16 protein-coding genes are annotated in these 15,630 nt (G+C 64.7%); 9 read left to right on the top strand and 7 right to left on the bottom strand.

The features are described from left to right. Positions 1–223 precede the first annotated feature (223 nt). The 7 genes from J2X54_RS25080 to J2X54_RS25110 all read right to left on the bottom strand — a co-directional run bounded on the left by J2X54_RS25080 (position 224) and on the right by J2X54_RS25110 (position 6,902). On the bottom strand, positions 224–556 hold the full coding sequence (locus J2X54_RS25080) for a BON domain-containing protein (RefSeq protein WP_310184521.1): 333 nt from the start codon (positions 554–556) through the stop codon (positions 224–226). Positions 557–782: 226 nt separating this feature from the next. Further along, complete coding sequence (locus tag J2X54_RS25085; protein ID WP_070251637.1) at positions 783–2,186, bottom strand: sigma 54-interacting transcriptional regulator; 1,404 nt, start codon at positions 2,184–2,186, stop codon at positions 783–785. After that, a complete protein-coding gene (locus tag J2X54_RS25090; RefSeq protein ID WP_310184524.1) occupies positions 2,183–2,773 on the bottom strand; it encodes a hypothetical protein in 591 nt (196 codons plus the stop codon). Before J2X54_RS25090 ends, J2X54_RS25085 begins: the two co-directional genes overlap by 4 nt. Positions 2,774–2,828: 55 nt before the next feature. After that, positions 2,829–4,253: a HAMP domain-containing sensor histidine kinase gene (locus J2X54_RS25095; protein WP_310184526.1), complete on the bottom strand. Its 1,425-nt coding sequence runs from the start codon at positions 4,251–4,253 to the stop codon at positions 2,829–2,831. A gap of 99 nt (positions 4,254–4,352) precedes the next feature. After that, positions 4,353–4,697 carry a ribonuclease E inhibitor RraB gene (locus J2X54_RS25100; RefSeq protein WP_070251640.1) on the bottom strand — a complete coding sequence of 115 codons (345 nt, stop codon included), beginning with the start codon at positions 4,695–4,697 and terminating at the stop codon, positions 4,353–4,355. A 28-nt stretch (positions 4,698–4,725) separates the two neighbouring features. Then, a complete protein-coding gene (locus tag J2X54_RS25105) occupies positions 4,726–6,195 on the bottom strand; it encodes a sensor histidine kinase (RefSeq protein WP_310184528.1) in 1,470 nt (489 codons plus the stop codon). A gap of 14 nt (positions 6,196–6,209) precedes the next feature. Further along, positions 6,210–6,902, bottom strand: a complete 693-nt coding sequence (locus tag J2X54_RS25110) for a response regulator (RefSeq protein WP_310184530.1) — start codon at positions 6,900–6,902, stop codon at positions 6,210–6,212. Positions 6,903–7,092: 190 nt separating this feature from the next. On the opposite strand from J2X54_RS25110, the gene J2X54_RS25115 reads away from it, so the two are divergent. The 9 genes from J2X54_RS25115 (at position 7,093) to J2X54_RS25155 (ending at position 15,630) form a co-directional block, all read left to right on the top strand. Beyond that, positions 7,093–8,184: a porin gene (locus tag J2X54_RS25115; protein WP_310184532.1), complete on the top strand. Its 1,092-nt coding sequence runs from the start codon at positions 7,093–7,095 to the stop codon at positions 8,182–8,184. Positions 8,185–8,216: 32 nt separating this feature from the next. Then, entirely contained in the window at positions 8,217–9,206 is a 990-nt protein-coding gene (locus tag J2X54_RS25120; RefSeq protein ID WP_310184534.1) for a tripartite tricarboxylate transporter substrate-binding protein, read from the top strand. 40 nt (positions 9,207–9,246) lie between these two features. After that, a complete protein-coding gene (locus tag J2X54_RS25125) occupies positions 9,247–10,338 on the top strand; it encodes an ABC transporter substrate-binding protein (protein ID WP_310184536.1) in 1,092 nt (363 codons plus the stop codon). A 131-nt stretch (positions 10,339–10,469) separates the two neighbouring features. Beyond that, positions 10,470–12,251 (top strand): iron ABC transporter permease, encoded by a 1,782-nt coding sequence (locus J2X54_RS25130; RefSeq protein WP_070251646.1) that lies wholly within the window; start codon positions 10,470–10,472, stop codon positions 12,249–12,251. 37 nt (positions 12,252–12,288) lie between these two features. Beyond that, on the top strand, positions 12,289–13,374 hold the full coding sequence (locus J2X54_RS25135; RefSeq protein ID WP_310184538.1) for an ABC transporter ATP-binding protein: 1,086 nt from the start codon (positions 12,289–12,291) through the stop codon (positions 13,372–13,374). A 194-nt stretch (positions 13,375–13,568) separates the two neighbouring features. Further along, positions 13,569–14,339 carry a beta-ketoacyl synthase chain length factor gene (locus J2X54_RS25140; protein WP_310184540.1) on the top strand — a complete coding sequence of 257 codons (771 nt, stop codon included), beginning with the start codon at positions 13,569–13,571 and terminating at the stop codon, positions 14,337–14,339. Next, complete coding sequence (locus tag J2X54_RS25145; RefSeq protein ID WP_070251648.1) at positions 14,332–15,105, top strand: 1-acyl-sn-glycerol-3-phosphate acyltransferase; 774 nt, start codon at positions 14,332–14,334, stop codon at positions 15,103–15,105. Before J2X54_RS25140 ends, J2X54_RS25145 begins: the two co-directional genes overlap by 8 nt. Next, positions 15,098–15,352, top strand: coding sequence for a phosphopantetheine-binding protein (locus tag J2X54_RS25150; protein WP_070251649.1), 255 nt, complete (start codon positions 15,098–15,100; stop codon positions 15,350–15,352). Before J2X54_RS25145 ends, J2X54_RS25150 begins: the two co-directional genes overlap by 8 nt. An 11-nt stretch (positions 15,353–15,363) precedes the next feature. Continuing rightward, positions 15,364–15,630 (top strand): acyl carrier protein, encoded by a 267-nt coding sequence (locus J2X54_RS25155; protein WP_070251650.1) that lies wholly within the window; start codon positions 15,364–15,366, stop codon positions 15,628–15,630.

Consider the following 15,630-nt stretch of genomic DNA (forward strand, 5'->3'; position numbering starts at 1 on the left):
CACACAGCCTGGGGCGAAAGCAGACCTTCCTGCTATAAATATGTTTCGAAAATTCAGGCAAAAAAAAGCCAGATAGTGCTACGCACACTATCCGGCAAAGGGTCAGTTACTAGGGTGATACAAAGGGGTACTACAACAGGGTCCTAAACTACTAAAGGGTCCTAAACTACTTACTTCTACTGCGGTGGTATTGCAAAATCGGTGGTACGGGTGAGCGTGGCGCTTACTTGGTTGCCACGGTCAGTTCGCTCTTGACTTCCTTCACGCCTGGCACAGCCGAGGCGGCCTGTATGGCCTTGGTGCCGACTTCGGTGCTGGGCACTGCGCCGCTCAGCACGACGACGCCGACGGTGGTGGTCACGCCAACTTCCTTGTGTTCGGCCAGCGAGGATTTGATCTTGCTGGTAATGGCTTCATCGGTGGCAGCAGTGCCGGACTTGGCGGCACCAGCCATTGCGGCTTCCTGTTGACCCGCTGCGAAAGCGGTACCGGTTGCAGCGGCCGCGGTCAGGGTGGCGGCAACCATCAGGCGAGCGAGCAGTTTATTGGTCATCATGATGATCTTCCTTTATCGAGGGTGAGGATAAGACGTCTGTGACGTTACCCAACACTTAGCAAACCGCGTGCCAGCTCGATAAAGAGATTTAAAATCAATGAGTTGGAAGGAAAATTTCTTGAGGGGACGAGTGGGGCGGGGGATTCAAGCCGCCCGGCGCGGGTTTTTGTCGGGAAATGGCGACAGCTGCCAGCCACCGGTTCTCAACTGATTGATTTATAAGGCTTTATTCCTGTCGTTCAGGAGCGACAAGGCTGGCGCCGGAGCGGAATGTAGCCGCGTCGAGGTCGTATTTCTGTAGCAGCCGGTAGAACTCGGTACGGTTGCGTTCGGCCAGGCGGGCGGCGTCGGCGACGTTGCCATCGGTCAGTTTCAGCAGTTGCACCAGGTAGTTGCGCTCGAAGCGTTGCTTGGCTTCCGTGTAGCTGAGCACCTCCAGCGACGGCACCCGCAGCGCGCGCTGCACCAGCGACAGGGGGATCAGCGGCGCCGTGGCCAGCGCACATACGTGCTCGACCACGTTGTAGAGCTGACGCACATTGCCGGGCCACGAGGCCGTGGTCAGCGCCTCGAGCGCGTCCGGGGCGAAGCCGTGCACGGTCTTGCCGTACTTGGCGGCCAGGCTGTGCAGGAACTGGGTGGCCATCGGCGTGACGTCCTCGCGCCGCTGCGACAGCGGCGGCAGGGTGAGGGTGATCACGTTCAGGCGGTAATACAGGTCTTCGCGGAACTGGCCCTCGGCCATCGCCGCGTCGAGGTCGCGGTGGGTGGCCGACAGGATGCGGACGTCGACCGGGCGGCCCACGTCCGAACCGAGCTGGCGCACCACGCGTTCCTGCAGCACCCGCAGCAGTTTCACTTGCAGCAGCAGCGGCATGTCGCCGATCTCGTCCAGGAACAGGGTGCCGCCGTCGGCTGCCTGCACCAGTCCTTCGCGGCTGCCGATGGCGCCCGTGTACGCGCCTTTCACGTGGCCGAACAGTTCGGACTCGAGCAGCGCTTCGGGGATCGCGCCGCAGTTGACGGCGATGAACGGCGCCTTGGCGCGGCGGCTGGCGCGGTGGATGGCGTTGGCCAGTAACTCCTTGCCGGTGCCGCTTTCGCCCCGGATCAGGATGCTGGCGTCCGACGCTGCCACCAGCCGCGCTTCGGCCAGCAGCTCGTCCATGCACTGGCTGCGGCTGATCAGGCCGGCGCGCCAGGCCTGGTCGCTGTCGGCGGCGTTGGCGGCTGGCGCCGACAGGCTCAGTGCCTGGGCGATGCGCTCGAGCAGCAGCTTGGCGTCGAACGGCTTGGTCAGGTAGGCATAGGCGCCCAGCGTGGTCGCTTCCACCGCGTCGGGAATCGTGCCGTGGGCGGTGAGCAGGATCACCGGCAGCGCCGGGTGGCTGCTGCGGATTTCCTGGAACAGCGACATGCCGTCGCGGTCGGGCAGGCGGATATCGCTGATGACCAGGCGCGGCAGCTCGATCGACAGCCGCGCCAGCGCCGCCTCGGCGCTGCCCACGGCGGTAACACGATAGCCATTGGCGGTGAGCCGCATCGACAGCAGGCGCAGCAGATCGGCGTCGTCATCGACCACCAGCAAATGGGCGCCGTGGCCCGGCGCGGTCTTCAGGGGCGCGTTCATTTCTTCACTCCAGTGGCGGGGGCAGCGGGGCGCACCGGCAGGGTGCGTTCGATATTTTTCAATTCTTCAACCATCTCGTTCAACTGGTCGATGCGGCGCTGGCTGTCCTTTTGCTGTGTGCCGAGCTGGGCGTTGAGGCGGTCCACGTGTTCGGCCAGGCGCCGCGCTTCGCCGCAATAGCTGGACAGCATCTGCGCCAGCGGCTTGTATGGCGCCGAATTGGTTTCGGTGGAATTGGCCACGCTGTCGAGCAAGCCCTGGGCGCGCGCCAGGTCGCCGTTGCCCCGGGTGAGCATGAGCACCATGCCGGTTTGCAGCGTCACGCGCGGCGTGCGCTTTTGTTGCATCAGCCCGCTCAACTCCTTGATCAGCTCACCCTGGCTCATGCGCCGCAATGCCTGGTGGTAATTGAGCAAGGGGCCGATGTCGTCCAGCGGCTGCGGCGTTTCCACCGCGGGAGCGGGCGTGACCGACATGGCCGGCAACCGCGGCCGGGTGGTGTTGCAAGCGGCCAAGCCTGCGCACAGCAGCAGGCACAGCAAGGGCTGCCAGCGCACGGTGCGGCGGCGAAGCGGGGAAGCAGACATGGTCGAGGCTGGCATTGGTTGGGCGAGTCTTCCGGAGGATATCAATTTGGATAGATCAGGTTGGATACGGTATTTCGATACGGAACAGCGCGCCACGCCGCGTGGGCAGCAGTTGCAACTTGCCACCGTGGGCGGCGATATATTCGTTGACGATGGACAGGCCGATGCCATTGCCGTGGCGGGCACCCGGTGGCTGGCGTTCGCCCTGGTAAAACGGTTCGAAAATGCGGGCGGCGTCGTCCGGCGCCACGCCCGGCCCCTGGTCGTTGCAGTCGAGCAGGAGCTTGCCGTCGCGCTCGCCGAGGCGGAAATACACCAGGCCTCCATGCGGGCTGAAGCGTACGGCATTGGACAGCAGGTTGCTGACCGCGACCGCCATTTTATCAGCGTCCACGGCAATGGGTCGCGCCTGCCCCTCGCAGTTGACGGTCAGGCCGGCCGCCTGCCATTGCAGGCGCTGGCTGTCGATCACGCAGGCCACCAGCACGGCGATATCAGTCGGTTCGCGGTGCAGGTGGTCGGCGTCGAAGGACGCTTCGTTGTAGCGCAGCAGCGCTTCGATCTGGTTTTGCAGCGCCACCGTGTTCTGGTTGAGGATGCCGGCGATCTCGCGCTGGTTGGCGGTCAGTTCGCCCGCCACGCCGTCCTCGAGCAGGGCCACGCCTTCGCGCAGCGCCGCCAGCGGGGTTTTCAGTTCGTGCGAGATGTGGCGCATGAAGCGCGCCTTGTCTTCTTCGAGCTGGGCCAGGCGCTGGCGCAGCCAGTCCAGTTGCTGGCCCACGCGCTGCAGGTCGGCGGGACCGCGCACGCTGATCGGCGTGTCGAGCCGGTTTTCGCCCAGTAAATCGATGCTCGCTTCGATCTGCGCCAGCGGGCGCGACAGCCAGAGGCCGAAGCCGCCGGCCAGCAAGGCAGCGACCACGATGGAGGCGACCACTTGCGCGCCCAGCACCGCGCGCCGCTGGTCGAGCTCGTCGAGCAGGGCGGTATTGCGGCGGTCCACTTCCTGCTTGACCTCGGCGGCCAGGTAGTCGTCCACCTCGGGCAACGGCGCCAGCGCCCGTTCCAGCGCCTGCTGGCGGGCGGCGCTGCGCGGCCGGGCCGACGCTTGCAGCAAGTCCCACGCTTGTTCGCCCGCTTCACGCCAGCGCTGGAACTGCTGGGTGGACGCGCGCGGCAAACCTTGCTGCAAGGCATCGAGCGAGGCGCGCGCTTCGCGCCAGGCGTCGGCATAGCGTTCGCGGAAGGCAGGGTCGTCGAGGACGAGGAACTGGCGCGCGCTGCGCGTCATGGCAACGCTGCGCTCGGCAAGTTGCTGGGTGTGGCGGGTGAGCGCGAGCGCGTGGTGTCCGCTGTCGCGGCTGTGGGCGGTCAAGCGGTCCAGCGTCCACAGCGCATGCAGGGACGCCGCGCTGAGCAACACCGCGATCAACAGGAACACGCCCAACAGCAGTTGGCGAAACGACAGTTTCGAGAGCATGGTGGTCGGTTAAGAAGACGGTCAACTGCCGATGATAGGGCTAAACCGTGCTACGGGTGTGTTTGATTGGCAACGTTTTCGTAACCGGCTGCAGGGGCATTATTTCGGCGCGGGCGCCACGTCCATGCCGTCGTAGGTCTCGATCTGCTGCTCTTCAGCAAACTTGTAGAATTCCTGGTTGCGCACGTCGAGCGTGTCCACCGTGTGCTTTTCCACTTTTTCCACGTGCAACCACCACAGCGCCGGGGTGTCGGAATCGGGCTCGGAGTCGAACACGCCCACCACCTGGTAGCCCTTGGCTTGCAGCAGCGGTGCTGCGCGTTCCAGTTTGGCCTTGTCCTGGTCGGAGAAGAAATAGCCCCACAGCAACGGCTTGGTACTGTCCCACGGCGCGTTTTGCTTCATGTCGGCGAAAAGGTCGACCATATCTTGTTTGGTGATCATGCACAGCTCCTGATGTTGGTTACACACTTCAAGCCGGCATTTTAACCGCAGTGCCGACTGCGAAGCGTACTGCTACCAGCAAGCCGCCGCCGGGCGTGTCGCCGAGGGTGACGGTGGCGCCGTGCACGGTGGCGATGTCGTGCACGATGGCCAGGCCCAGGCCGGCACCGCCGGGGTTGCGCTCGAGCGTGGCGGCGGCGCGGTAGAACGGCGCGAACACCCGTTCGCGCTCGGCCACCGCGATGCCGGGACCGCTGTCGGACACTTCCAGCACCACCGCGCGCTCATCTTCCACCACGGTCAGCGCCAGGCTGCCGCCCAGCGGCGTGTAGCGCAGCGCGTTGTCGGCCAGGTTGGCGATCATCTCGTGCAGCAGCAGGGCCTGGCCATCGACCATGCCCGGACCATTGGCGTCGAGCGACATGTCGATCTGCTTGGCCACCGCCGCCATGGCCAGCTCCAGCCCCACCTGGCGCGCGACGTCGCGCAGCGAGACCGGGGCGGCCAGCGCGGCCGCGCCTTCGGCGTCGCCGCCATGCTCGATGCGCGCCAGCGTCAGCAGGCGATTGGCCAGGTTGACCGTGGAATCGGTGGTGGCGGCCATGCTCTGCACGATCTGGCGCACTGCGGCGCGGGTTTGTTCGGGGTCGCTGCCGGCGCGGTCGCACTCGCGCAGCGCCAGTTCGGCTTGCGTCTTGAGCACCGTGAGCGGGGTGCGCAGCTGGTGCGAGGCGTCGGCGATAAAGCGGCGCTGGCTCTTGATCAGCAGTTGCAGGCGCGCGCGCGAATGGTTCATTGCCGCCACCAGCGGTCGCACCTCTTTATGCACCAGGGCCGGATCGACGTCGGCGCTGTCGTTGATCGAACCTGCTTCCACCGCGTTTTTCAGTTGCATCAGCGGTTGCAGCACCAGCTGCACGGCAAACCAGACCAGGAGCGCGAGCGCCAGCAGCAGCAAGGCCTGCCAGGTGAGGGTATCGAACAGGATCTGGTTCGACAGCGTGCGCCGCGCTTCCAGCGTTTCGCCCACCTGGATCAGGGCGATGCCGCGCATGGAGTCGTCGTACACCGGCTGCAGCAGGGCGGCAATGCGCACCGGCTGGCCGTTGTAGTTGGCGTGGTAGAAGCGCACCAGCGCCGGATAGGTCTCCGAGCGCGGCACGTTGGCCGGCACCGCAGGCAGGTCTCCGTAGCCGGAGACGGTCTCGCCGCGGATGCCCGACACCTTGTAATAGATGCGGCCCATGGTGTCGGTCTCGAAACTGTCGAGCGCCACGTACGGTACATCGGCCACCACCTTGCCGCCGACGATGGACACGCGCTCGGCCAGCGCCCGGGTGGAGGCCAGCAGCGAGCGGTCGTACGCCACGTCGGCGGCGTCGAGCGCATTGCGATAGACAAAAATGGTGTTGAGTGCGACCAGCGCCAGCATCGGTCCCAGCAGCCAGCGCAGCAGCTGGCCGCGCAGGCTGCCCGGGGTTTTGGAAGTGGCGCCCATGTCCGGTGTCCGCGTCAGGTAACCGGCTTGGGTTGCAGCAGGTAGCCGATGCCGCGCAGCGTGGTGATCACGGCGGGGGCGGGCACGGCGCTGTCGAGCTTTTTGCGCACCCGGTGGATATACAGTTCGATGGCGTCGATGTTGGCGTCGTCGGCCAGCGCGAACACTTCGTCGAACAGCTTTTCCTTGGAGACGGCGCGGCCGGTGCGGGTGATCAGGGTTTCGAGCACGGCGTGTTCGCGCGGGGTGAGCGCCAGCGGCGCGCCGCCGTAGCTGAACAGGCGGGTGACGGTATCGAAGGCCAGCGCGCCGCACGAATAGACCAGCGCCTCGCTGCCGATCCGGCGGCGCAGCAGCGCTTTCACGCGCGCTTCCAGTTCGGCCAGCTCGAACGGCTTGGGCAGGTAGTCGTCGGCGCCCAGGTTCAGGCCCTGCACCTTGTCGTCCAGGCCTCCGCGCGCGGTAAGGATGATCACCGGGGTCTGGCCGCGCGGCGCCGGCCGCGCGCGCAGGCGCTTGAGCACCTCCAGTCCGTCCATGCGCGGCAGCGTCAGGTCGAGGATCACCAGCGCGTAGTCCTGGGTGTGGAGCAGGGCGTCGGCGTCGGCGCCATTGTCCGCGCATTCCACGGTGAGGTTGGCGTCGCGCAGGGCTTTCGATAGCCAGTGCGACAGTTCGGTGTGGTCTTCCACTAACAGGATGCGCATAGTTCAGTTCTTGCCGGGTTGTTTTTGTTGTGGCCGACATCATCGTCGGGCGGGTTGCAAAAAGATAGGGGTGTTGTCAATTGTGACTTCATTGCGACACTGAAAGCTATTTGAAAGGAAGCAAATCTTATAGTGGATACCAGATGTTTATAACAGACATCACCAATAATGATAAAGACGGAGACAGACTATGCACCAAGTATCATCCCGCACCGCGATTCGCCTTGCCATTTTCGCACTGGTTTCTGCCGCTGCCGCCTCGGCGCAAGCGCAATCGAGTGTGCAGTTCTACGGCCTGCTCGACGTTGGCGTTGAAAGCCTGAACAACGCCGGCCCCAATGGCGCCAGCACCGTCAAGGCCATCTCCGGCGGCATGAACACGTCGCGCTGGGGCTTTCGCGGCAGCGAGGACCTGGGCAATGGCTTGAAAGCGGTCTACAACCTCGAAGGCGGCATCCTGATGGACAGCGGCGGCCAGGACGGCGCGCTGTTCCGCCGCCAGTCCTACGTGGGCCTCGACGGCGCCTTTGGCCGCGTGATCATCGGCCGCTCGTTTACCAGCGTGTACGATACCGTGATCGCCTACGACCCGATGGGCTTTGCGCCGTACTACTCGTGGGCCACCTCGGGTCCGGCCACGGGGCCGAGCAAATACGGCTTCACCACCGGCTACGACAACCTGGTCAAGTATGCGGTCACCGTGGGTAACTTCCGCTTCGGCGCCAACTACGCCTTCGGCGAGCAGGCCAACAGCACCGCAGACAGCGCCAAGACCGGCATCACCTGCGCCTACAAGCTGCCGATCGGCGGCGGCACCGCCAACTTCATGGCCACCTGGGAGCGCAACAACGGCAACACCGTGGCCGCCACCGGCAACCGCGACGAGAACACCGTCTGGCACGTGGGCGCCAACTACGAAACCGGCCCGCTCAAGTTCTGGGCCGTGCGCCGCGATTACAACCTGACCGCCGGGCGCGCCCTGACCGCCGACGTGGAAGCGACCACCACCTGGGGCGGCGTGGCCTACAAGCCGAATCCAGTGACCACCATCACCGGCGCCGTGTACCATATCGATGTCAAGAACGTGGCCGCCGGCCGCGACGCCGACCCCACCATGTACGTGGCGCGGTACCGTTATGCGCTGTCCAAGCGCACCGACCTGCATGTATCGGCCGCCTACGCCAAGGCGAAGAACGGCCAGCTGACCGGACTTTCGCGCGACGACGCCGGCTTTGCCAACAGCCAGCGCGGCGTCACCGTCGGCATGCAGCACCGCTTCTAGTACCTGGTGACCGCACCCGAAAGCGCCACCCCATGAAATCGTCCAAGTCCACCGCTGCCTTGCTGGCCCTGTGCTCTGTGCTGCTATTGCGTACCGCCCATGCGGCGAGCCTGGAATGCATCGTGCCATCCAAGCCGGGCGGCGCCATGGACCTGACCTGCAAGCTGGCCAAAAAAGGCTTGCAGGGGCTGGACGCCTCGGGCGACGCCAAGCCCACCCTGTCCGACATGAGCATCCGGTATCTGCCGGGCGGCATCGGCGCGGTGGCGTGGAATTCGCTGGTGGCGCAGCCGCGCGCCAAGCCCAATACGCTGGTGGCGTTTTCGGGCGGCTCGCTGCTGTACCTGGCCGAAGGCAAATTCGGCAAGGCCAAGGTCAGCGACGTGCGCTGGGTGGCGGCGCTGGGCACCGACTACGGCATGATCGCGGTGCGCGCCGATTCGCCGTACAAGAACCTGGGCGACCTGCTGGCGGCCATCAAACGCCATCCGAAGAAGGTGCTGGTCGGCCTGTCCGGTACTGCCGGCAGCCAGGACTGGTTCAAGATGGCGCTGCTGCTCAGGAGCGCGGGCATCGACCCCAAGGTGCTGCAGTTCGTGGCGCTGGAAGGCGGCGGCGAAGCGTTCACCGCCATGCATGCCAATTACGTGCAGGTGGTATCGGGCGACGCCAGCGAAGCGGTGCTGTACGCCGCCGGTGGCAACACCCGGGTGCTGGCGGTGCTGTCGCCCCAGCGCCTGCCGGGCGTGCTGGCCGCCACGCCCACCGCGCGCGAACAGGGCGTGGACGTGGTGTGGCCGGTGATACGCGGCGTGTGGATGGGCCCCCAGGTGCCCGATGCCGAGTACCGCAAGTGGGTGGGGGCGTTCGACCGCATGCTGGCCAGCCCGCAGTTTGCGCAAATCCGTTCCGACGCCGGGCTCTACCCGTTTGCCCTGACCGGGGATGCATTGAAAGAGTATGTCAGCAAGGCCGTGGACGAATACGGCAAACGCGCCACCGAGTTCGGCATGGTGCGATAAAAAATAAACCACAACTATATTAATAACGGAGACTAAAACCATGAAACTCAAAACCACCATCGCTGCCTGCGCCACCCTGATGCTGTTCGCCACCGGCGCGCTGGCGCAAGTGCCGGCCGGTTATCCCGCCGACTACCAGAAGATCATCGACGGCGCCAAGAAGGAAAAGAAACTGGTGGTGTACGGCGCCACCGACAGCAAGGCTACCCAGCCGTTGATCAAGGACTTCAGCGCGCTGTATCCCGGCATCTCGGTCGAATACAACGACATGAACTCCACCGAAGTGTATAACCGCTTCATCTCCGAAGTGGCAGCCGGCGGCAACACCGCCGACGCCGTATGGTCGTCGGCGATGGACCTGCAAATGCGCCTGGCCTCGGAAGGCTATGCGCTCAAGTACAAATCGGTGGAAAGCGCCAAGATGCCGGCATGGTCGATCTGGGAAGACCAGGCCTACGGCACCACGTTCGAGCCGGCCGCGTTTGTGTACAACAAGCGCCTGATCGACGCCAAGGACGTGCCGCAAACCCACGCCGATTTCGTCAAGCTGATCCAGCAGCCGAAGTTCAAGGACAAGGTCACCACCTACGACATCGAAAAATCGGGCCTGGGCTTCATGCTGATGGCGCAGGATGCCCGCGTCAATCCGAAATTCGCCGACCTGCTGGGCGCCTTCGGCGTGGCCAAGGTACGGGTGCAGTCGTCCACCGGCACCATGATGGAGCGTATCTCGTCCGGTGAAAACCTGATCGGCTACAACGTGGTGGGTTCGTATGCGCTGGTGCGCGCCAAGACCGATCCGTCGATCGGCGTGGTGATGCCCAAGGATTACACGCTGGTGCTCTCGCGCGTACTGTTCATCAACAAGGGCGCCAAGAATCCGAACGCCGCCAAGCTGTGGCTCGACTACATGCTGTCGCACCGCGCCCAGAACATCATCGCCAACGAATCCAAGCTGTTCGCCATCCGCGACGACGTCACCGGCGAGGCCACGTCGGCCACACTGATCAAGCAGGTCGGCAAGGACAACGTCAAGCCGGTGCCGGTGCATCCGAGCCTGATGGAATACCTGGCCCCGGCCAAGCGCATGGCTTTCCTCAAGCAGTGGAAGGAAACGGCCGGCAAGAAGTAAGCCTGGCTGTAGTTCTTTGAAACGACCACCGACCCCTGAACCGTCGCAGGGTCGTACCCCGTGCGGGGTCCGACCCTTGCCCTGATCTGCGGGTCGGCGGGCTTCCGCACGCCTTTACTACGGATATTCTCATGCAAACTCTCACTCTCCCCGGCAGCGGCCGGCGCGGCCCGGGCGTCAACTGGCTGCGCGGCCTGGTGGTGGTGCTGGCTGCCACCGCCATCTTCCTGCCGCTGTTCCTGATTTTTTATCAAAGCTTCCTGACCGCGCCGTTCTTCATGCCGGCCAAGCAGTTCGGCCTCGACGCTTACCGCTTCATTTTCGACGATCCCGATTTCTCGTCCGCCGCCTGGAACGCGCTGTACCTGGCGCTGGGCCTGACCGCGATTGCCGTGCCGCTCGGCGGCATGCTCGCCTTCCTGATGATCCGCACCGACCTGCCGGGCAAGGGTTTTATTGCGCCGGCGCTGCTGGTGCCGATCTTCGTCTCGCCGATGGTGATGGGCTTCGGCTACGTGGTCTCGATGGGTCCCGTGGGCTTCTACTCGGTATGGGCCAAGGACCTGCTGGGCTTCATCCCGTGGAATATCTATTCGTTTACCAGCATCGTCATCATCGCGGGCCTGACCCACGTGCCGCACGTGTACCTGTATGCCTCGTCGGCGCTCAAGAGCCTCGGTTCGGACGTCGAGGAAGCGGCCCGCGTGGCCGGCGCCTCGCCATTGCAGGTGATGTTCGGCGTGTCGCTGCCGATGATTACCCCGGCGCTGGCGTATGCCGGCGTGCTGGTGATGTTCCTCGGCTTCGAGGTGTTCGGCCTGGTGCTGGTGCTGGGCGACCCCGAAGGGCACATGGTGCTGGCCACCTACCTGTACAAGCTGACCAACAAGCTGGGCATCCCGTCGTACCACCTGATGGCGGCAGTGGCCGTGTGCCTGGTGATGGTGACCTTCCCGCTGGTGATGGTGCAGCGCTACCTGCTCAAGTCGGCCAACAAGTTCGTCTCGATCAAGGGCAAGGGTGCGCGGTCGAAAGTCATGCCGCTGGGCCAGTGGAAGTGGCTGGCGTTTGCGCTGATCTTCGGCTGGCTGATGTTTACCATCATCATGCCGCTGTCGGGCATCGTGCTGCGGTCGTTCGTCGAGTACTGGGGCGAGGGCGTGAACCTGCTCGACGTACTGACCTTGCAGCACTTCCGCGAAATCCTCGAGCAGCCGTCGCTGGTGCGCGGCATCGTCAACACCATCCTGATCGGCGTGGTCGGCGGCGCGCTGGCCGTGATCTGCTACTGCGCCATCGCGCTGGCCATGCACCGCAAGCCCGACATGATCAGCCGTTTCCTCGACTACAGCGTGCTGGTGCCGCGCGCCGTGCCAGGTCTGCTGGCCGGCCTGTCGTTCCTGTGGGTGTTCCTGTTCGTGCCGAACTGGCTCGACGGCATCCTGCAGGGCATGGACAACGGCGTGGCCATGTGGCTGAGCGAGAACGCCATCCCGGTGCTGCGCTCGCTGCGTTCGACCATCTTCGCGCTGTGGCTGGCGTACTCGGTGGTGTGGCTGGCCTATGGCATGCGGCTGATCTCGACCGCGCTGCTGCAAGTGGGGCCGGAGCTGGAAGAAGCGGCGCGCGCCGTGGGCGCCAGCCGTGGCCAGGTCTCGCGCGACGTCACCCTGCCGCTGATCAAGTACGGCCTGCTCGGTGCGTGGCTGATGGTGTTCCTGATCTTCGAGCGCGAATACTCGACCGGCGTGTACCTGCTGTCGCCGGGCACGGAAGTGATCGGCGCGATGCTGGTGTCGCTGTGGGCGTCCGGCTCCACCGACCTGGTAGCGGCGCTATCGTTCATCAATATTTCGCTGGTGGCCATCGGCCTCGGTGTGGCGTTGCGCTTCGGCGTCAAGCTGCATAACTAAGCATCATCAACATACAAAAATGAAACGAGACCTGACCATGAATGAACTCACCACGAATGAGCTGACCGTCCGCGACCTGCACCTCGACTACGGTACTGGCGCCACCGCCAATCCGATCCTCAAGGGCGTATCGATGCACCTGCAAAAAGGCGAAGTCGTCGCGCTGCTCGGCCCTTCGGGCAGCGGCAAGACCACCTTGCTGCGCGCGGTGGCCGGGCTGGAAAGCCCGAAGCAGGGCGTCATCGCCATCGGCGAACGCAATGTGTACGACGGCGCCAAGAACTTCGAGCTGGCGGCCGAGCACCGCAACCTGGGCCTGGTATTCCAGTCGTATGCGCTGTGGCCGCACAAGACCGTGTTCGAGAACGTCGCCTATGGTCTCAAGCTGCGCAAGATGGGCGCCACCGAGATCAAGGACAAAGTGGCGGACGTGCTGAAAAACCTGGGCCTGGGTCACCTGGCCGAGCGCTATCCGCACCAGCTGTCCGGGGGCCAGCAGCAGCGCGTGGCGATCGCCCGCGCGCTGGTGTACAACCCGCCGGTGATCCTGCTCGACGAACCGCTGTCCAACCTCGACGCCAAGCTGCGCGAAGAAGCGCGCGCCTTCCTGCGCGAGCTGATCGTGCGGCTGGGCCTCTCGGCCCTGATGGTCACCCACGACCAGGCCGAGGCGATGGCGATCTCGGACCGCATCCTGCTGCTCAACAACGGCAAAATCGAGCAGCAAGGCACGCCGCAAAGCATGTACGAAACCCCGGAAACGCTGTTTACCGCCGAGTTCATGGGCAGTAACAACAAGCTGCCGGCCAAGGTGGTCGGGCGCGACGGCAACCGCGTGCAGCTCGACGTCAACGGCGCCCGCTTGACCGGCACCGCCCGTGGCGCCGCTGGCGGCGAACCGACCACCATCATCCGCGTGGAAGAAGTGAAAATCAGCGCCACGCCGGTGGAGAACGCCATCGAGATGCCGCTGCTCACCTGCATGTACCTGGGTGACCGCTTCGAGTGCCTGTTCAAGTCGGCGGACAGCACCGAGGCGGGCCTGCGCGCTTATTCGAAATACAAGCTCGAGCCGGGCCGCTACTGGCTGCAAATGCCGGTCGAAAAGCTGTGGGTCTTCTGATAGCGCAGTGACCGGGAGCCTGGCGCTCCCGGCTTGACAGGCGGCGCCGCACTCGTGCGGGCCGCCTTTTTTCATTTTGTTGCACAAAAAGGCACAGGAAATCGGTAAATAAATTTCTCCCAGGAAATTAACAACAGTTTCCTTGGAGGTCAGTCGTTTATAATTTCGAGCTTATCTCGGGATTGATTGTCAACATGCGCAACGATGGCGTCACTTTTTCCATTGCCGGCCACGCCTATTGGGCGCCGGGACTGACCACGCCCGACGCCTGGGTGCAATGGGCAACGGCGCCGGTGGCCGCGCCGACCACGCCGGAACATGTGGCGCGCGCGGATCCGCCAGTGAAGGCAATGCCGCCCATGCTGCGCCGGCGCGCCGGTTTCTTCGGCAAGATGGCGCTGGAAGTGGCGTACGAGTGCCTGCAGGGTCGCACCGATGTGCCGGTGGTGTTCTGTTCGCGCCACGGCGAGGTGGCGCGGGCGCTGGAACTGCTGACCGACCTGGCGCGGGGCGAGCCGCTGTCGCCCACCGCGTTCAGCATGTCGGTCCATAACGCCAACGTCGGCCTGCTGACCATTGCCCGCAAGGACCGCGCCAACCATATTGCGCTGGCGGCCGGCGGCGCCACCATCGAAACCGCCGTGATCGAAGCGTGCGGCCTGCTGGCCGATGGTGCGGCGTCGGTGCTGCTGGTCGCGTGCGAAGCGCCGCTGCCGAAGCTGTTCGTACCGTTCCTGGAGGTGCAGGAGGAGGCGCACGCGTGGGCGTGGCTGCTGACCGCGCCTGCCGGCGATCCGATCAGCCTGCGCTGGCGCGCCAGTGGCGACGCCGTCACCACGGACCTGCCGGACAGCCTGGCGGCGGCGCGTTTCCACCTTGGTGGCGCCGCCGCGATGGCGCGCTGCGACGGGCGCCTGCGCTGGCAATGGCGCCGGGGCCCGGACGGTGCCGGCGGTAATGCTTAGGGGACTGGCGCGCGGCTGGCGGGTACTGGCCACCGGGTTCAGTTTTGCGGTATTCGGCCTTGGTGGGGTGGTGCTGCAATTGCTGGTGTTTCCCGTGTTGCACCTGCTGGTGCGCCAGCCCGCGCGTCGCGTGCGCGCCGCGCGCGGCATCATCCGACGCGCCTTCCGCCTGTTCGTGGAGCTGATGCGCGTGCTGGGCGTGCTGCGCTACGAGATCACCGGGCTGGAAAAACTGGCGCGGGGCGGTTTGCTGATCCTGGCCAACCATCCCACCCTGATCGACACGGTGTTCCTGATGGCGTTCGTGAAAAACGCCGACTGCATCGTCAAGAGCGACTTGTGGCACAACCCGGTGACGGGCGGCCCGGTGCGCGCGGCGGGCTACATCAGCAATGCGGGCGGCGCCGAGCTGGTGGCAGACTGCATCGCCTCGCTCGAGCGCGGGAACAACCTGATCGTGTTCCCCGAAGGCACGCGCACCGGCGCCGACGGCGTGATCGCCATGAAGCGCGGCGCCGCCAACGTGGCCGTGCGCGGCGCGCGCGACATCACGCCGGTGCTGATCCGCTGCGATCCGCCCACGCTGGGCAAGGGTGAGAAATGGTGGCGCGTGCCGCCGCGCCGGGTGCTGCTGCGCATCGAGGTGCAGGACGATGTGGCGATCGCCGGCTTGATCGAAGGCAGCGCAAGCGATGTGCTGGCAGCGCGCCAGGTGACAGAATTTTTACAAAAATATTTTACGGGGAAGTGCGCAAACCATGCTTGAACTGGAAGTGAAACAACTGATCATCGATGTCCTGCAACTGGAAGACATCACGCCCGACGACATCGACAGCGGTGCGCCGCTGTTCGTCGAAGGCCTCGGCCTCGATTCGATCGACGCGCTGGAGCTGGGCGTGGCGCTGCAGAAGAAGTATGGCATTTCGCTGTCCGCCGATTCGGAAGATACCCGCCGCCACTTCGCCTCGGTGCAAGCGCTGGCGGCGATGATAGCGACCCACCGCAAGAAGTGAAGGAGCAGGACATGATTGATTTGAACACGATGAGCAAGGAACAACTGCGGCTATGGGTGATCGACCTGCTGGCCGAGATGTTCGAACTCGACAAGGCGCAGCTCACGGCCGAGTCGAACCTGTATTCCGACCTGGATATCGACAGCATCGACGCGGTGGACCTGTCGGTCAAGCTCAAGCAGCTGACCGGCAAGCGCCTGCAACCCGAAGTATTCAAGAACATCCGCACCATCGGCGACGTCGTCGATGCGCTGTCCGGGATGACGGAGCCCGCGTAA

The organism is Duganella sp. 3397 (assembly GCF_031456625.1).
Taxonomy (GTDB): Bacteria; Pseudomonadota; Gammaproteobacteria; order Burkholderiales; family Burkholderiaceae_D; genus Rugamonas; species Rugamonas phyllosphaerae.